Source organism: Rhizobium sp. SG741 (assembly GCF_012275435.1).
Taxonomy (GTDB): Bacteria; Pseudomonadota; Alphaproteobacteria; order Rhizobiales; family Rhizobiaceae; genus Rhizobium; species Rhizobium lusitanum.
In genome coordinates, this window is sequence record NZ_JAAZQP010000003.1 from 376,163 (window position 1) to 392,568 (window position 16,406).

17 protein-coding genes and 1 tRNA gene are annotated in these 16,406 nt (G+C 60.0%); 12 read left to right on the forward strand and 6 right to left on the reverse strand.

The genetic code is table 11. From position 1 onward, the window contains the following. Positions 1 to 306 precede the first annotated feature (306 nt). From FHT29_RS10290 to FHT29_RS10300, 3 genes are all read left to right on the forward strand, one after another. Positions 307 to 1,533: a LysR family transcriptional regulator gene (locus tag FHT29_RS10290; RefSeq protein WP_168599641.1), complete on the forward strand. Its 1,227-nt coding sequence runs from the start codon at positions 307 to 309 to the stop codon at positions 1,531 to 1,533. A gap of 104 nt (positions 1,534 to 1,637) precedes the next feature. Next, complete coding sequence (locus tag FHT29_RS10295; RefSeq protein ID WP_131511987.1) at positions 1,638 to 1,868, forward strand: hypothetical protein; 231 nt, start codon at positions 1,638 to 1,640, stop codon at positions 1,866 to 1,868. A 301-nt stretch (positions 1,869 to 2,169) separates the two neighbouring features. After that, the gene (locus tag FHT29_RS10300; protein ID WP_234903696.1) at positions 2,170 to 2,535 is read left to right on the forward strand and encodes a hypothetical protein; all 366 of its coding nucleotides are present in this window, start codon (positions 2,170 to 2,172) and stop codon (positions 2,533 to 2,535) included. Positions 2,536 to 2,613: 78 nt separating this feature from the next. Here the strand turns inward: FHT29_RS10300 and FHT29_RS10305 are convergent, their stop codons facing one another. Beyond that, positions 2,614 to 2,913, reverse strand: coding sequence for a putative quinol monooxygenase (locus FHT29_RS10305; protein WP_037203333.1), 300 nt, complete (start codon positions 2,911 to 2,913; stop codon positions 2,614 to 2,616). Between the two features lie 132 nt (positions 2,914 to 3,045). Further along, entirely contained in the window at positions 3,046 to 3,792 is a 747-nt protein-coding gene (locus FHT29_RS10310; protein ID WP_246703019.1) for a glucosyll transferase family 2, read from the reverse strand. Between FHT29_RS10310 and FHT29_RS34455 the strand changes: the two genes are divergently transcribed. After that, positions 3,778 to 4,236 (forward strand): hypothetical protein, encoded by a 459-nt coding sequence (locus FHT29_RS34455; RefSeq protein ID WP_246703020.1) that lies wholly within the window; start codon positions 3,778 to 3,780, stop codon positions 4,234 to 4,236. The genes FHT29_RS10310 and FHT29_RS34455 overlap by 15 nt on opposite strands. Further along, entirely contained in the window at positions 4,233 to 4,838 is a 606-nt protein-coding gene (locus FHT29_RS10315) for a class I SAM-dependent methyltransferase (protein WP_037203110.1), read from the forward strand. The genes FHT29_RS34455 and FHT29_RS10315 overlap by 4 nt, the downstream gene beginning before the upstream one ends. A 60-nt stretch (positions 4,839 to 4,898) precedes the next feature. Here FHT29_RS10315 and FHT29_RS10320 read toward each other — a convergent pair whose 3' ends face one another. From FHT29_RS10320 to FHT29_RS10330, 3 genes are all read right to left on the reverse strand, one after another. Then, positions 4,899 to 5,381, reverse strand: a complete 483-nt coding sequence (locus tag FHT29_RS10320; protein ID WP_051964473.1) for a hypothetical protein — start codon at positions 5,379 to 5,381, stop codon at positions 4,899 to 4,901. Between the two features lie 188 nt (positions 5,382 to 5,569). Beyond that, positions 5,570 to 5,645 (reverse strand) — tRNA-Thr (locus tag FHT29_RS10325). A gap of 135 nt (positions 5,646 to 5,780) precedes the next feature. Beyond that, positions 5,781 to 6,740, reverse strand: coding sequence for a nitronate monooxygenase family protein (locus FHT29_RS10330; RefSeq protein WP_037203112.1), 960 nt, complete (start codon positions 6,738 to 6,740; stop codon positions 5,781 to 5,783). A 315-nt stretch (positions 6,741 to 7,055) separates the two neighbouring features. On the opposite strand from FHT29_RS10330, the gene FHT29_RS10335 reads away from it, so the two are divergent. Further along, positions 7,056 to 8,306, forward strand: a complete 1,251-nt coding sequence (locus FHT29_RS10335; protein WP_047556122.1) for a hypothetical protein — start codon at positions 7,056 to 7,058, stop codon at positions 8,304 to 8,306. A gap of 18 nt (positions 8,307 to 8,324) precedes the next feature. On the opposite strand, the gene ppk2 is transcribed toward FHT29_RS10335, so the two are convergent. Beyond that, positions 8,325 to 9,209: a polyphosphate kinase 2 gene (gene ppk2, locus FHT29_RS10340; RefSeq protein ID WP_047556120.1), complete on the reverse strand. Its 885-nt coding sequence runs from the start codon at positions 9,207 to 9,209 to the stop codon at positions 8,325 to 8,327. A gap of 306 nt (positions 9,210 to 9,515) precedes the next feature. Between ppk2 and phoR the strand changes: the two genes are divergently transcribed. The 6 genes from phoR (at position 9,516) to phoU (ending at position 16,400) form a co-directional block, all read left to right on the forward strand. Continuing rightward, positions 9,516 to 10,709 (forward strand): phosphate regulon sensor histidine kinase PhoR, encoded by a 1,194-nt coding sequence (phoR, locus tag FHT29_RS10345; RefSeq protein WP_037203117.1) that lies wholly within the window; start codon positions 9,516 to 9,518, stop codon positions 10,707 to 10,709. A gap of 186 nt (positions 10,710 to 10,895) precedes the next feature. Then, entirely contained in the window at positions 10,896 to 11,930 is a 1,035-nt protein-coding gene (locus tag FHT29_RS10350; protein WP_168599642.1) for a substrate-binding domain-containing protein, read from the forward strand. Positions 11,931 to 11,992: 62 nt separating this feature from the next. After that, positions 11,993 to 13,474, forward strand: coding sequence for a phosphate ABC transporter permease subunit PstC (gene pstC, locus FHT29_RS10355; RefSeq protein ID WP_168599643.1), 1,482 nt, complete (start codon positions 11,993 to 11,995; stop codon positions 13,472 to 13,474). Continuing rightward, positions 13,471 to 14,805 (forward strand): phosphate ABC transporter permease PstA, encoded by a 1,335-nt coding sequence (gene pstA, locus FHT29_RS10360; RefSeq protein WP_168599644.1) that lies wholly within the window; start codon positions 13,471 to 13,473, stop codon positions 14,803 to 14,805. Before pstC ends, pstA begins: the two co-directional genes overlap by 4 nt. Before the next feature lie 14 nt (positions 14,806 to 14,819). Next, on the forward strand, positions 14,820 to 15,635 hold the full coding sequence (pstB, locus tag FHT29_RS10365; protein ID WP_047641053.1) for a phosphate ABC transporter ATP-binding protein PstB: 816 nt from the start codon (positions 14,820 to 14,822) through the stop codon (positions 15,633 to 15,635). A 51-nt stretch (positions 15,636 to 15,686) separates the two neighbouring features. Next, a complete protein-coding gene (phoU, locus tag FHT29_RS10370; RefSeq protein WP_037203126.1) occupies positions 15,687 to 16,400 on the forward strand; it encodes a phosphate signaling complex protein PhoU in 714 nt (237 codons plus the stop codon). Positions 16,401 to 16,406: the final 6 nt, after the last annotated feature.

The following is a 16,406-nucleotide window of genomic DNA, read 5'->3' on the forward strand; positions in this document are numbered from 1 at the left end:
GAGAAAAAAACGATGTCGCTTCGGTTTCCCGCTGCAGTCGCGCGATTATGACGAGCGTACTCGACATTCGCGCGAAATTGGATTTCTTTTTTCGGGGGCAAGTGCGTTTGTTTTTGTTCCCCTTACCCGTTTGACGCTGTTCCGATCTCATTTCTGTGGCTGGATCGGTTAGGCGACGAAGAAACGATAGCGGCCGCCCCTGTGCTTAGGGATATCTTTTTTCAAGAACACATCATATCGTCGGGCTATCAAAGCCGGTCCCGCTGCCGCAGCAGGACGCTCGCTTGGCGCGGAAGGAAGAAGGGTTTGTATCTCGGCGCATTGTTCATAGCCGACATGGTGTTCTCGGTCGGCTCCGTCAGGGAGACCGCGCGTCGGCTGTCTTTTTCTCCCTCGACCGTTTCCAGTGCGCTCCGCCGTCTGGAAACGGAGCTTGCCATGAAGCTCGTCGAGCGGGCATCCGGTGAGCTCGCAACCCTGCTTGCCAGCTCGAAGGTCCACAAGGGGCTCCAGCCTATCCTTGCCGGTATCCGCCAGCTTTCCGCCCGGGTGAAGGAGCCGCCCGCGCCTGATGATTATGCGCAATGGGCGGCGCGCCTGCCGCTGAAGATCGCCACCATCGAGCGCTTCCTCGAAGTCGCCGATCAGGGCAGCATCAACCGCGCCGCGCGACGCCTGCGGCTGGGACAGCCGCAGCTTTCGCTGCAGATCGCCAATCTGGAGGAGCTGTTCGGCTGCCGCCTGTTCGAGCGGCAGGCGCAGGGTTCGGTGCTGACCGATGCCGGCCAGGAAGTCCATGCCATCCTCGCCGGCATCGCCCAGGCCTGGGACGAGATGAAGGCCGCGGCGGATGAGCGGTTTCAGCGGACCGCGCGTGCCGTTCGCATCGGGTCGATCATCCCGACAGGCTCTGAAAGCTGGGTCGCTCGCTCGCTTGCAAGCCTCGTGTCGCGCTGGAATATCGGCGGCAACCGCAACATGCTGTCGCTGATGCTGATGACCGCGGACGACCTGCGCGAGGCGCTGCGGTTCGGCCGCATCGATGTCGCCATCGTCGATTCCGTCTTCGGCCTCGATGCTTTCGAGCACATGGAACTTGTCGCGACCGATATGGTGGCGATCGCGCCGCTTGACAGCAAGGAGCAGACGCTGGCCGCGCTGGTGGAAAATCACCCGCTCTGCGTGCCGAGTTCGCGTACCGGCATCGGCAATGCCGCGACGGCCTTCGGCTACGATAGCCGCGACCGGCGCCGCTTCCGCGGCCGCGACATCACCTCGGCCGATTCCCTGCCTGTCATCGTCGATCTCGTGGCCAATCACGGTTACGTCTCGTTCCTTGGCCGCGTCAGCGCGCTTCCGATCACCGACAAGGTCAGGATCGTCGACCCCGAGCAGATCCTGCCATTGTCCTATCATCTCGCCCACAATGGCCGCAAAGCGTCGATCGAGGCATGCCGCCTGATCCACCAGGCTGTTCGCGAACTGGTGGCTGACGTGGAAGCACCCGGAAAATATCCGGCATCCCGGGGATAGGTGGAACCATTGTACCACCTTTGCGTTTGGGTAGGTTACGTTAGTCCGGACGTACGGATATTATAAGCCCCCCGGATCTCGTTCGGCACCCAAGGAGAATAAAAATGAAAATTCTGGCAACAGCGCTCGTCGCGCTGGGCATTGTCGCTTTGCCCGCAACTTATGCTGAGGCTCAAGATTATCATCGCTGGCATCATCATCGCCCTATGGTCGTTCAACATCACCAGCCTGACCATGGTTGGAATCGCCACCACGGCTGGCGTAACGACCGGCCATACCATCATCATCGCTGGGATAGGCGGCACCACAACCAGCCGCATTTCTCGCACGACTGACGATAAGCAACTGACATGTATAAACGGCGCCGGAAGGCGCCGTTTCTTATTGAGGCTACCGATGTCCGACCTTGGCAGGTTCCAGAGCGTGACCGGCGCAGGCCCATGTTTTTGCCCACTTTCTTGACGACGAGCGTGTCCGGCCCGCTTGCCGGGCACGGTGAGGCCGGAACCTCTCGAAAATACCCGCCATCTCCGGGCGTTTTGGAACAATCGGAGCGCAACCGCGTTTTATTTGCTGGTCTGGACAAGCGCGGATGATTCTAGCCGCGTCAGCGTCCGGCTTCCAAGGAGGCTGGAAATGAAAATTCTGGCAACAGCGCTCATCGCGCTCGGCGTAGTCATTCTACCCGCAACCCATGTCGATGCACGCCAACATCACCGCTGGCATCATCATCATACGGTGATCATCTATCGTCACTACCACCACCACTATCGACCCTATTACTATCGGCCTTATTCCTATTACCGCCCCTATTATTATAATGATTATTACCAGCCCTATTACTCCTTTGGCTTGTTCGGCTGGCCTGGCTATAGTCATGGCTGGTATGGTGGTCGGGGATACCATTCTGGTTGGTATGGTGACCGAGGATACCATCACGGATGGCATGGCGGCGGTGGCTGGCATAGATGGCGCAACCAGCCGCATTTCTCGCATAACTGAACATGCCGGCTGATATGCAAAACGGCACCTTCCGGCGCCGTTTTCCCGACGGATTACCTGCTGTCCGGCGTCATAAGCTCATGCCGGATTCAGAACATGAACGGCACGGGCAGCCATAAGATGCTTCACCTTCTCGCCATAGGCAGCCATATGCGCTGCGGCGGCGTGGGCTTTCAATGCGTCCATGCTCGCCCATTTCTCGACGACGACGAATGTATCAGGCCCGAATGCCGGATCGGCCCCGTCGACATCGACGACCGCCGTGTATTCGATGCAGCCATTTTCGGCGTGAACGGCCGGAACGTTCGCCTGGAAGGCTTGGAGCACTTCGGCCCGCTTGCCGGGCAGGGCGGTGAGGATGGCGAGAACGTGGATCATGATGATGTCCTTGAAACAATTGGATGATGCCGGTGAAAAATACCGGATGCCGCCGATTCCGCGACCGGTTTCGACCATTATCACAAAAAGACGACGCTCGAACGCTTGACTGTTCGGCTCAGCCCGAAAGCCTCACATGCGGTTGATATTTTTTGGATCGAGCGATCCGCTAAGCAGATGCCCGAATGCAATGATATTGCCCTGCAGGCGGCCGCGCCGGTCGATATAGGCTGGTGGATTGACTGCGCCGACGATATTCGAGGCAACGTTGCCGCCCATCAGCTTGAGCGCCCATTGCAACGACACGGAGCGTTTTTTCACAAGGTAAAGCGGATTGGCGACCTGGGAGTATCCGAGACGCGTGCCCGATGTACGCCCCATTTTGACCCCGAGATGGACGCCGCGCAGCCGATTGAACCTGACGATCTTGCCGTATGGACGCAGCCTCCGGCACAGATCGACGTCCTCCTGCCAGGCATAAAGCGGCAAGGCTTCATCGAAATAGACACGATTGGCCAGGATCGGCTGCAAGCGGAAGATCATATTGCAGCCATAGGCATTGTGAGCGGCTTCGATCGATGGAACAGGATCAGGGGTCGCGTCCTCCTCGATGGCCCGGTCCGCTTCTTCCGCCGTCAGGCCCGGTCCGAGGATGCCGTCGCGGATGACCTCTCCGGTCGCCACGACAATCTCCTTGTCGGCCTCGAACAGCGCTTCCGTTTCGGCAAGATAGTTTGCCGCGGGAAAGAAATCGTCGTCAAAGAAGATAAGTGCATCCATGCCGGCGGCGGCATCGATGATCGCGTTGCGCTGCGGGCAGCTTCCTCGTTGAGATGAGATGATGCTCACGGGAAACGGCGCCGATTGCAATCGTTCCATGTCGATATCTTCGTCTGTGGCCGGGCAGAGGAAAAGGTGATCCGGCCTGCGCGTCTGCGCGGCAAGCCTGTCGATCATGCATGCCAAAATCGCTTTGCGACCGCATGTCGCAACACCCACAGCAATCTTCATGGTGCATCCCCCAATGTCATCCAGAACGCACAGAAACATCAAAATCTGAATCTTTGGTTGTATTTATCGCGCGGATTCAACGCATCGCTCGCAAAGCAATTTCCCGTGCCATGGTCCGCAAAGGAGGGTAACGACCGAAGTCCTGCGAAGGCCCCCGAGATGACCGGCACGCCAATCGTGGCCGAAGCGGATGGCGGCCCCGAATGCCTGACGCAAGCCATGAATGCCAAGAATTTCGCATCCATGGTTTTCAAAGCGGGCCGTCTCTGCGGTCTTGGCCGAAGTCAACGTCGAAGGTATCCGCCAGCATGAACACGCGCGATTCAAGATTTCACTACAAGGGCGGCATGCCGCATACGCAACTCAGCCTGCACCATACGGAAAATGCCCGGCTGCTGCCCGATCGTGGCGAGCTTCTTCACCGGTTGCCGCACGGAGGCATCTGCGCGGAGATCGGCGCGGCCTTCGGCGACTTCACCGGGGAGATCCTTGAAAAGAACGCGCCACGGGAGCTCTACCTCATCGATGCATGGGATACGCCCCGCTACCAGGACGGTCTGGAGCAGATCAGGACGACATTCAGAGGGGCGCTGGAAAACGGCCGCCTGCATATCGTGCAAGGCTATTCGACGGTAAGGCTGGCGGAGTTTCCGAACAGCTTCTTCGACTGGGTCTATATCGATACCAATCATAGTTTCGAGACGACATGGGAAGAGCTGTCGATCTGCCACTTCAAGGTGAAGCAGGATGGGCGCATCGCCGGTCACGACTTCTGCACCGGCAACGTCGTCGACGCTATCCCCTATGGCGTGGTCGAAGCCTGCACCAAGTTCTGCAAGGATTTCCATTGGCAATTCGAATACCTGACCGTGGAATCCCAGGGGCACTTTTCGTTTTCGCTGAAACGGCTCTGAGTGCGTCTGATCTCGGCTTGCGGAACCGATTGTTGCCGCAGGCGATGATTCCGAAGAGGCTTACTTGGAAGCATCGGGTGTGTAAGGCTTGCACTTATAAGGTATCGAGCCTTCCTTATCACGAACGACCGCATTGCCTTCCGGATCGAGCTTCAAAGTCCAAGATGTTTGCAGGCCGTTCGAGCCCATAAAACCTCCCGTGAAGGTCACGTCGTCTCCTTGCCGGGTGAATCCGGTGACACCGCCAAGGTGGCGTTGATAGTCCTGCGAGCGCATGACGACGCCGACGAGAGCCGTCGATCCGGTGGGAGATGACAAACCGTATCCGCCATTGGGCGCGCACGGCATCATGTCGGCGATGAATGGGCCGCTGACGCAACTAAGGACGTGGCCGAACTGCTTTTTGGAATTTAGGTGAACATATACGTTATCAATACCGTCGCCCTTGCAGAGCATATGCATTGGCTTCTCCGCGGGAGCTGCTAATGCCATGCCGGTGGCTGCCAGATAAGCGGCGGCGGCGATTGCGTTCATGAGATTCATAGAGGCCTCCGATGGCAGCCATCATTAGCTTGCACGTTCGATAAGTCGAGTGCAGCCCATCTTGTTCTTGACTATCTTCGGTCTCTAAACTGGCCGCTTCGGATCGCGATATCGCAGCCACGAAATAGGGGAAACAGACACCTAGGAACGGCTGTAGCAATGTGTGGAAAGAGTAGTGCCTGGAAAAATGGTGCCGCTTGCAGGACTCGAACCTGCGACCCCATCATTACGAATGATGTGCTCTACCACCTGAGCTAAAGCGGCATTCAAGGGGCTTTGGTTCGGCCCCGCGATTTGCATGGCGCTGATACAGTCTATACGGCCAGATTTCAAGCGTCCAAATCGCCATTTCGCAAAAAAGCGAAAAGCCTGTGAAAAAACAGGCCGCCCCTTGCCCGTTCAAAGCGCCAGCCGTGCACGCGCCTGACGATATTCCGTCTCCAGCCGGTCCACCAGCGCCGCAACGGGCTCGATGGCCTTGACTGCGCCGATGCCCTGGCCGGAGCCCCAGATGTCCTTCCAGGCCTTGACGCCGGTCGTGGCCGCCTCGAAATCCATCTTCGAAGGGTCGGCTTCGGGCAGCTTGTCCGGATCCATCCCGGCGGCAAGTATGGAAGGTTTCAGGTAGTTGCCGTACACGCCGGTGAAATAGTTGGAATAGACGATATCGGCGGCGGCGCCGTCGACGATCGCCTGCTTGTAGGCGTCGGCAGCGCGGGCTTCCTCCGTCGCGATGAAGGGCGAGCCGATATAGGCCATATCGGCGCCAGCGGCCTGGGCTGCCAGAATGGCGCCGCCGGTGGCGATGGCGCCGGCGAGCAGCAGCGGCCCATCGAACCATTCGCGGATTTCCTGGACGAGCGCAAAGGGCGAGAGTTGGCCGGCATGGCCGCCGGCACCCGCGGCGACCGCGATCAGCCCGTCCGCGCCCTTGCGGATAGCCGAGTTGGCGTGGCGGTTGTTGATGATATCATGCAGCACGATGCCGCCATAGGAGTGCACGGCCGCATTCACCTCAGGCACGGCGCCGAGCGAGGAGATGACGATCGGCACTTTGTATTTCACGCAAAGCATCAAATCGTGTTCCAGCCGCTTGTTTGACGTATGGACGATCTGATTGACCGCAAATGGAGCTGCCGGCCGTTCGGGGTTTGCGGCATTATGTGCGGCAAGATCCTCGGTGATCATCGCCAGCCATTCATCGAGCTGGCTTTCCGGGCGCGCGTTCAGGGCCGGGAAGGATCCGACCACGCCGGCCTTGCATTGCGCCAGCGTCAGCGCCGGATGCGAGATGATGAAGAGGGGTGAGGCCACGACCGGCAGCCGCAGCCGCTCGGTCAGGATCGAGGGGAGGGCCATGAACATCATCCGTTTTTGACGTTTACGAAAACGTCAAAGAAATAGCAGATGTCCCAACCGGTGGGAAGTGCGGAGATGCCGGACAGTGTTCAGGTGCGACCCCCGCGAAAGTCGGCCCTGCCGGATCGGCCTTTTCGCCATCGCAATTGCGTCGTCTTTGACGTTTATCCCCGCCCGAGTGCGCGTGGCCTTGGTCGAAGGCTTGCGTATTGCCGGGCGGGGCGTTACCGAATCCGGTTAACGAATGATAAAGAATATGGCCGTCTTGTCGGTAGAGTATGCAGGTATGTTGCGAGTGAGAGTAAAGGACCTGATGTGAGCGGATTAGAAACGGCTATCAGAAGCGCGTTGGAGCGGTCCGATCGCGCCAATCCGGAAATCCGGGCTCGCATCTATCAGTCGGCGCGGCAGGCTTTGGAAGCCGGCCTCCGCAAGCAGGATATTACCGATATCAATGTCGTCTCCGCCCAGCGTCAGCGGCTGGAAGCGACGATCCGGCAGATCGAGGCCGAGGAGCGCGTCCGCCCGGCGGAGGAAATATCGGTTTCGCCGCAGCTCGATGTCCCGCATGTTTCCCCGGCGGTGCCACGACCGGCGGCCGGGCAGCCGGCACAACAGCATGAACCGGTCATGAGCGTGCGCGGTGAAACCCGCAACCCCTCGCTTTCCGTCCACGCTTCCGCTCCGGTCGAACCCGAAACAGTCGAGCCCGCAGCACCGGAGAGCGATTTCGGTGATATGCGCGCAGGGCCGGCCGACCATCTCGGCGCCGATAGCGCCATAAGGCCGGCGACCGCAGCCGCACCGGCAGCGGCGCGAACAATGAATTTCAAGCCGGAGCGCGCTGCGGTTCGCCGCAAGCCGCGCAAGTTCTTCTCGCGCCTGCTGGTGTTCTGCATTCTGCTCGCCTTCCTTGGTGTCGGAGCCTGGTGGATCAAGACTTCGGGCGTGTTCATGTCGGCGGCGCAGAGAGACACGAGTGTCCGCAATCCGCCGGCGCATGTCGATTCGCAGGATTTCAGCGGCGGCAACGGCGACGAAGATACGTCGGGCGACGGGGATAGCAGCGGCCCTGCCAATCCGGGGCTGGCGACCATCGACCCGCAGAACAGCTTTTCCGAAGAGTGGGTCGCGATACTGAAGCCGACGGACGCGTCGAAGGTCACCGCCGGCGCGCAGGCTAAGGCTGAGAATATTTCGGAAAACGAGGGGCCGGCCGTGCGGCTGACCTCTCTCAGCAGCGGCGCAGATGGCGCGGCCTCGGTCCAGGTGCCTATCAATGTGCTGCAGCAGATGGCGGGCAAGCCGTCGACGATCGCGCTGACGTTACAGTCCACCTCGGACACGCCGACGCAGATTACCGTCGAATGCGACTTCGGCTCGCTCGGCAGCTGTGGACGGCATCGCTTTACGGTCAGCCGCCAGAAGACGGATGCGCTGTTTCAGGTCCGCTACGATCGCTCGCTGGCGTCGACGAGCCCCGGCCGCCTGATCATCAACAGCGACGTCGACGGCAAGGCCCGCGGCATCAACGTCTACGCCATCCGCGTGCTGCCCGGACAATAGGCCCGGGCCGCCGTTCCTCTATTTGAGAACGTCTGGCCCCATGCCGAGGATCTTTTCGTCGATTTCGCCAATGGCCTTTTTGTCTTTGTTGTCATAGTCGAGCGTCAGCAGGATGTGACGGATGAGGTTCAGACGAGCGCGACGCTTGTCGTTGGCGCGGATGACCGTCCATGGCGCGTAATCGGTATGCGTATCCTTCAGCATCCGGTCGCGCTTTTCGCCGTAGTCCTTCCATTTCGGCAGGGCGGCTATATCCATGGAGGAAAGCTTCCAGACGGCGCGCGGATCGTGGCATCGGTCGTGGAAACGCTTCAATTGCATCTCTCTGCCGATATCCAGATAGAATTTGAAGAAGGAGATGCCATCCTGGACGATGAGCTTTTCCATCTGCGGCGCCTGCTTCAGGAACTGCTCGTACTGCTTCGGGGTGCAGAAGCCCATGACCGGTTCGACACCGGCGCGGTTGTACCATGAGCGGTCGAAGAGAACGAATTCGCCCGCCGTTGGGAATTGGGCGACATAGCGCTGGAAGTACCATTGCCCGGCCTCGCGGTCCGTCGGTTTGGTGAGCGCCACGACGCGTGCCAGGCGAGGGTTCATATGCGCCGAGGTTGCGGCGATCGAGCCTCCCTTGCCCGCGGCATCGCGTCCCTCGAACAGCGCCATCACCCGCTTGCCTGTCGCCTGCAGCCAGAACTGCACCTTGATGAGCTCGATCTGCAGCATCTCCAACTCTTGCTGATATTCCTCTTCCTTGAGCTTCTTTTTGTAAGGATAACCCCCCGAAGTCAGCGCTTCGTCGTTGATCCAGCCCGGCAGCACGGGATCATCGACATCGAATATGCGCTTGCTGCCGCGGATATCCAGCTCCACAGCACGGCTCTTCGCTTGTTCCTCTCCCATATGTCAGGCTCCTCGGCTCTTTACGCTCTGTAAAACATGTCGCTTGGGCACGACAAAAGGCTCGCTGGGCAAACTGGGACTTTTATCCAATGGTTTCAAGCCCTTTGCGGGTTTCCTTCTTTGCCGGCTACGTTTATTGTTGTGAGTTATCGCCTTCTGTGGATAGAGCCGAATACTTCTGTCATGAATCCCGGTTAAGAGGCGGAATCCAGCATTCCGTAACGACAGACAAAGGGACGGGCGCAATTGGAAGACGAATGGTCATTTGTCAGGAGACTGGCGCTGCGGTTGCGGCAGGAGAGCGCTATGCTGATCCTGGCGACGCTGATCGCCGTACTTGCGCTCATCGAGGGCATCAATACCGGCGCTGTCTTTTGGATCTGGGCCATCGTCATGATCGTCGCGCTGATCCGGCCTCCGCTGGTGGAGCGGATCGTCGTGCCGTCGCGGGAGGAACCTCAGCCGATCGATCCGGAAGTTCTGCTGCGCATGGTTTTTGCGGGATTGGCTGCACTCGACATCCCGGTGCTGATCATCGATCGCGAGGCATCCGTACTGGTGCAGAACGCAGCCGTCGAAAAGGCCTTCGGCGCCTTCCCCGCAGGGGCGCATATCTCCTCGAAGCTGCGCTCCCCCGGCCTGCTCGATATGGTGCGCGAGACCATAGCCACCAACACGCCGAACCAGATCGAGCATTCCGAGCGCCTGCCGTCGGAGCGCGTCTATATCGTGCGCATCGCGCCGGTCGAGCTGCCGGAGGCCGATGTCGAGACCGGCTTCTTCCTGCTGTCGTTTCGCGACATATCGGAACTGCGTCACATCGATCGCATGCGCTCCGATTTCGTTGCCAATGCCAGCCATGAACTGCGCACGCCGCTTGCGTCGCTGCGGGGGTTCATCGAAACCATCCAGGGGCCGGCCAAAGCGGATCCGAAGGCACAGCAGCGCTTCCTCGGCATCATGCTCGACCAGACGACGCGCATGAGCCGGCTGGTCGATGATCTCCTGTCGCTATCCAGGCTGGAGCTGAAATCGCACATCGCCCCGGATCAGAAGGTCGATCTCGTGCCGCTGCTCGGTCATGTGCGCGACTCGCTGCTGCCGCTTGCTGGCGATCTTGACGTGACGATCAATCTGCATATGCCGGCGGGCAAGGTGGAGGTGCTGGGCGACCGCGACGAGCTGGTGCAGGTCTTCGAAAATCTCATGGAGAATGCCTGCAAATACGGCCAGGAAGGCAAGGCGGTGGAGGTTACCTTGCTGAACGAGCCGGGCCAGGCGGTTGAGGTCGTCGTGTCCGACAGCGGGCCGGGAATTCCCGCAGAACATGTACCGCGCCTGACCGAGCGCTTCTATCGCGTCAATGTCGAGGACAGCCGCTCCAAAAAGGGAACCGGCCTCGGGCTTGCCATCGTCAAGCACATTCTGACCCGGCACCGCGCCAGATTGATCGTCAAGTCGGAAGTGGGGAAGGGAACGGACTTTACCGTCCGTTTCTAAGAACCTCCATAAATCGCCCATTTTTGGCGTGATTTATTCCATTAATTTCAAAGAGATGACCTGTCATAATTGTTTCACTCGCCTGACATAAAAGGGCGGTGCTTTGGCCGCTAAGAAAGTGATGCTGAACCAGGCGGATGTGGCATCCGTTACAGCGCTCTTCAGAGCTCGTCAGGGGGATTCATTATGAATGCTTTGAAATTGTCTATTCTTGCGCTGGTTGCATCGGCTGCCTTTGCTGGCGCCGCGACGGCTCGCGATCAGATTCAGATCGCCGGCTCTTCTACGGTATTCCCGTATGCCAAGATCGTTGCCGAAAGCTTCGGCGAGACCTTTACCAATTTCAAGACGCCCGTGGTCGAGTCGGGTGGCTCCGGGGCCGGCCTCAAGGAATTCTGCAAGGGCGTCGGAACGGATTCCATCGACATCGCCAATTCATCGCGCCCGATCAAGGACAGTGAAATCGAAGCCTGCAAGGCTGCCGGCGTCGCTGATATCCAGCAGATCAAGATCGGCTACGACGGCATCGTTTTCGCTTTCGACAAGAGCAATCCGGACATCAAGTTCGAGCCCGTCGATCTCTACAAGGCACTTGCCGCCGAAGTGGTCGTTGATGGCAAGCTGGTTCCCAATCCCTACAGGAAGTGGTCGGAGATCAAGCCGTCGCTGCCGGATTTCGAGATATCAGCCTATATTCCGGGCGAGAAGCACGGGACGCGGGAAGTCTTCGAGGAGCGGGTGCTTGCCGCCGGCTGCAAGGCTTCCGGCGCGGTCGACGTGATCAAGGCAGCCGTTTCCGATGCTGGCCAGCAAACCAAGAAATGCGTCGCTGTACGCAAGGATGGCGTCGCAGTCGATATCGACGGCGACTATCCCGAGACACTCGCCCGCATCAATGCCAACAAGCACGGCGTCGGCGTTTTCGGCCTGTATTTCTACCAGAACAATGCCGACAAGCTGAAGGTCGCCACCGTCAGCGGCATCGTGCCGTCGGGCCAGACGATCGCCGATGGCACCTATCCGGTGTCGCGTCCATTGTTCTTCTACGTCAAGAAGGCGCATCTCGGCGTCATTCCGGGCCTCAAGGAATATGTCGATTTCTTCACGAGCGATCAGATGATCGGACCGGACGGCCCGCTGGCGGAATATGGCCTCGTGCCCGCTCCGGATGGCGAGCGCGACCAGATCCGCAAGGACTTCGCCGGCGGGAAGATCATGTAAGTGCATAGAGACTATGCGCCGGTGCGGGTTTGATCCGCGCCGGTGTTCGCCGGGGAGTGGGAATGAGCATATCGCTGCTGTTGTTGTGTCTGTCGGTCATTGGTGCCCTTGCCTTCGTGCTCGGGCGCGCGCGGGCGACTGCGCTATCAGGCGGCAGGTCTTCCTCGATGCACTCCCGGCTCGGCTATCATGGCGCCTATGCCGCGATCTGGGCGGTGCTGCCGGCCCTGGCGCTCGTCTGTGTCTGGCTGATCGTCAGCCCGATTATTATCGATCGCCTGGTGGTCAAGTCCTTTCCGGAAGAGGTGAGAACCCTTCCGCAGGCGGAGCTTAACCTCAGCTATGGCATGGTGCGCAGCATTGCCCACGGCATGCGCCTGCTCGATGGCCAGGAACTCGCCGCGGTTGACGGTGGCTCGGCCGATCTCCAGTTGCTTCTGGCGCAGAAGGGCGTGCCACTCGCGGTCCGCCCAACGGGTTACATGATCGATGCCGCCAACAAATATAGCGGCATGCGCGAAGTCAGCCGGATGGTGATGTCCGCATCGGCGATCCTTCTGTCGTTGCTTTGCGCGGTTCATGGCTTGCGTGCCATCGCCCCGCGTTTTCGCGCCCGCAACCGTGTCGAGCAGGTCATCCTCGGCGCCCTGATCGTCGCCTCCTCCATTGCGGTGCTGACGACGGTCGGGATCGCCTTTTCGATGCTTTCGGAGGCGGCGCGTTTCTTCAGCATGGTACCTGCCCATGAGTTCTTCTTCGGCACTGTCTGGGATCCGCGCTTCACCGGTGCCGGTTCACAGATATCCGGAACTTTCGGCTTGATACCCTTGCTGGCCGGCACGATCTATATCGGTCTCGTCGCCATGTTGTTCGCGGTGCCGATCGGCTTGTTCGCCGCCATCTACATGGCCGAATATGCTTCGGCCCGCGTGCGCTCGATCGCCAAGCCGCTGCTCGAAGTGCTGGCCGGCATTCCCACGATCGTCTACGGCTTCTTTGCCCTCGTCACGGTCGGGCCGTTCCTGAGAGACATCTCGGCGGAGATCGATGGCCTGCTAGCGGGAAGCTATACAAGTTTCATCGAGGCGCAGAGCGTCCTGACGGCGGGCTTCGTCATGGGCGTCATGCTCATTCCCTATGTCTCCTCGCTGTCAGACGACATCATCATGGCCGTGCCGCGGTCGCTGCGCGATGGCTCGCTCGGTCTTGGCGCCACCCGCTCGGAAACGGTCAAGCGCGTTTTGCTGCCGGCGGCACTTCCGGGCATCGTCGGCGCGCTGCTGATGACCGCCTCGCGGGCAATCGGCGAAACGATGATCGTCGTACTGGCCGCCGGTGTCGCGGCTCGCATGCAGTTCGATCCCTTCGAACCCATGACGACGGTTACCGTGAAAATCGTCAACCAGTTGACCGGCGATCTGGAGTTCACCTCGCCGCAGACACTGGTCGCCTTCGCGCTCGGCATAACGCTGTTCTGCCTGACGCTCTGCCTGAACGTCTACGCGCTCTACATCGTCCGCCGCTACAGGGAGCAATACGAATGAGCGACATCGTATCCTCCCCGTCACAGAATATTCCGCGCGGGCTTACGCCGGGCGCCCCGGCGCGGCGCGATATCGGCATCAAGCGGCGCTATGCCGCCGAGCGCCGCTTTCGGGCCTATGGCATCGCCGCCGTAGTCTTCGGCCTGGTCTTCCTTCTCACGCTTGTCTCGACCGTGGTCCGCAACGGCTATACCGCCTTCGTGCAGACCTCGATAACCCTACCGATCGAATTCACCGAGAAAGTCATCGACCCCACCGGCAAGCGCGCCAGCGATCCGAAGGTGCTGATATCAGCCAACTATCCGGTCCTCATGCGCGATGCGCTGGTGAAGGCCTTGGGCATCGATCCTTCCGATCGCGTACTCGTGCGCGAAGCCACGACAATGGTGTCGGACAGTGCGCGGATTGCACTGCGCAACAAGATCATGGCCGATCCCTCGATCATCGGAACGACTGGGAATGTGACGTTCCTTGCGAGCGCCAATATCGACTCCGCCAACAAGGGGCAGATCGACCTGGCGGCCGACGAGAAGGATCGCAAGGTTTCCGATCGGCAGCTCGGCTGGATGAAGCAGCTGACAGCCAGCGGCGCGCTGCACGAAGCTTTCAACAGCGGTCTCTTCCTCTCGGGTAACTCGAGCCGCCCCGAGGCCGCGGGCCTCGGCGTCGCGCTGATCGGCTCGCTCTATCTGATGCTGACTGTCCTCGTGCTCGCCTTGCCCGTCGGTGTCGCCGCTTCGATCTATCTGGAGGAATTCGCGCCAAAAAACCGGCTGACGGATCTGATCGAGGTCAACATCAACAATCTCGCGGCGGTGCCCTCCATCGTCTACGGCCTGCTCGGCCTTTCGGTGTTCATCAACATGATGGGGCTGCCGCGCTCTGCCTCGCTGGTCGGCGGGCTGGTGCTCAGCCTGATGACGCTGCCGATGATCATCATCGCCACGCGCTCGGCACTGCGCGCGGTACCGCCATCGATCCGCAGCGCGGCACTCGGCCTTGGCGCGTCGCGCATGCAGATGGTCTTCCATCATGTGCTCCCGCTCGCCATGCCGGGCATCCTCACGGGCACCATCCTCGGGCTGGCGCATGCGCTCGGCGAGACGGCGCCGCTGCTTCTGATCGGCATGGTCGCCTTCGTCGCCAACTATCCGGCCTCGCCGCTCGATCCTTCGACGGCGCTGCCGGTGCAGATCTACATGTGGGCGAGCGAAGCGGAGCGGGCCTTCGTTGAGAGGACCTCCGGAGCGATTATCGTGCTGCTCTTCTTCCTCGTTGCGATGAATATCGGCGCGATCCTGCTGCGGCGCCGCTTCGAACGGCGCTGGTAGGGGAGGGCGACCAAATGAACATGATGACGGAAGCCGCGGGCGAAAGAGCATTAGCCAAGAAGATGATGACGATCCCCTATAAGATGATCGGCCAGGACGTCTCGGTCTTTTACGGCGACAAGCGCGCGCTCTTCGATGTCAACCTGAACATTCGCGCCAATACGGTCACGGCGCTGATCGGTCCTTCCGGCTGCGGCAAGTCCACTTTCCTGCGTTGCCTCAACCGCATGAACGACACGATCGAGACCTGCCGCATCACCGGCAAGATCACGCTCGACGATCAGGATGTTTATGACAACAGCATCGATGTCGTGGAGCTGCGCGCGCGTGTCGGCATGGTCTTCCAGAAGCCCAACCCGTTTCCGAAGTCGATCTACGAGAACGTCGCCTACGGACCACGCATCCATGGCCTGCACAGCTCGAAAGCCGATCTCGAGCATATCGTCGAGACCAGCCTGCAGAAAGCCGGTCTCTGGGGCGAGGTCAAGGATCGGCTCTATGATGCCGGCACGAGCCTGTCCGGCGGCCAACAGCAGCGTCTGTGCATCGCTCGCGCGGTCGCAGTCAGTCCAGAGGTCATCCTGATGGACGAGCCATGTTCGGCGCTCGACCCCATCGCAACCGCAAAGGTCGAGGATCTGATCCATGAGCTGCGGGAAAACTTCACCATCGTCATCGTGACGCATTCCATGCAGCAGGCAGCCCGCGTTTCGCAACGCACCGCAATGTTTCATCTCGGCCATCTGGTTGAGGAGAACGATACCGATAAAATGTTCACCAATCCCGACGATTTCCGCACGCAGGATTACATCATGGGCCGTTTTGGTTGATGATGCCGTGCGCGCGGCTCCTTTCACACAGTTCACCTTGAGGATAGAAAAATGGTCTCCACTCACATTCTCTCTGCCTATGACGAAGACCTGAAGTTCCTGACGCGCCGCATTGCGGAAATGGGCGGTCTGGCCGAGCAAATGGTCAGCGACAGCGTTCGCGCACTGGTCCAAAGCGATACCAGTCTTGCGCAGAAGGTCATTTCCGACGACGTCATTCTCGATCATGCGGAACGGGAAGTCGGCGACAAGGCGATCGTCACCATCGCCCGCCGGCAGCCGATGGCCGCCGACCTGCGCGAGATCATGGGCTCGATTCGCATCGCTTCCGATCTGGAGCGTGTCGGCGACCTCGGCAAGAACACCGCCAAGCGCGTCATCGCCGTGCAGGGCACAGGCGTTCCGCGGCGGCTTGCCCGCGGCATCGAGCATCTCTCCGAACTGGCGCTCAGCCAGCTCAAGGAAGTGCTTGACGTCTATGCCACCCGTTCGCCGGACAAGGCTGTGTCGATCCGAGAGCGCGACGAGGAAATCGACGCGATGTACACCTCGCTCTTCCGCGAGATGCTGACCTACATGATGGAAGATCCGCGCAACATCACCACCTGCACGCATCTTCTCTTCTGCGCCAAGAACATCGAGCGCATCGGTGACCATGCCACCAACATCGCCGAGACGATCTATTACATGGCGACCGGCGCCCAGCCAGAAGGCGAGCGCCCGAAGGATGATACCGCCAACACCGTTGGCGCGGTGACGGAATAATCTGGA

Bases quoted from the DNA above. Each gene is read 5' to 3' on its own strand.
- FHT29_RS10295 (WP_131511987.1), top strand. From the start codon at position 1,638: ATGAAAATTCTGGCAACAGCGCTCGTCGCGCTGGGCATTGTCGCTTTG.
- FHT29_RS10300 (WP_234903696.1), top strand. From the start codon at position 2,170: ATGAAAATTCTGGCAACAGCGCTCATCGCGCTCGGCGTAGTCATTCTA.
- FHT29_RS10305 (WP_037203333.1), bottom strand. From the start codon at position 2,913: ATGATCCACGTTCTCGCCATCCTCACCGCCCTGCCCGGCAAGCGGGCC.
- FHT29_RS10310 (WP_246703019.1), bottom strand. From the start codon at position 3,792: ATGGAACGATTGCAATCGGCGCCGTTTCCCGTGAGCATCATCTCATCT.
- FHT29_RS10315 (WP_037203110.1), top strand. From the start codon at position 4,233: ATGAACACGCGCGATTCAAGATTTCACTACAAGGGCGGCATGCCGCAT.
- FHT29_RS10320 (WP_051964473.1), bottom strand. From the start codon at position 5,381: ATGAATCTCATGAACGCAATCGCCGCCGCCGCTTATCTGGCAGCCACC.
- FHT29_RS10330 (WP_037203112.1), bottom strand. From the start codon at position 6,740: ATGGCCCTCCCCTCGATCCTGACCGAGCGGCTGCGGCTGCCGGTCGTG.
- ppk2 (WP_047556120.1), bottom strand. From the start codon at position 9,209: ATGGGAGAGGAACAAGCGAAGAGCCGTGCTGTGGAGCTGGATATCCGC.
- phoR (WP_037203117.1), top strand. From the start codon at position 9,516: ATGCTGATCCTGGCGACGCTGATCGCCGTACTTGCGCTCATCGAGGGC.
- FHT29_RS10350 (WP_168599642.1), top strand. From the start codon at position 10,896: ATGAATGCTTTGAAATTGTCTATTCTTGCGCTGGTTGCATCGGCTGCC.
- pstC (WP_168599643.1), top strand. From the start codon at position 11,993: ATGAGCATATCGCTGCTGTTGTTGTGTCTGTCGGTCATTGGTGCCCTT.
- pstA (WP_168599644.1), top strand. From the start codon at position 13,471: ATGAGCGACATCGTATCCTCCCCGTCACAGAATATTCCGCGCGGGCTT.
- pstB (WP_047641053.1), top strand. From the start codon at position 14,820: ATGAACATGATGACGGAAGCCGCGGGCGAAAGAGCATTAGCCAAGAAG.
- phoU (WP_037203126.1), top strand. From the start codon at position 15,687: ATGGTCTCCACTCACATTCTCTCTGCCTATGACGAAGACCTGAAGTTC.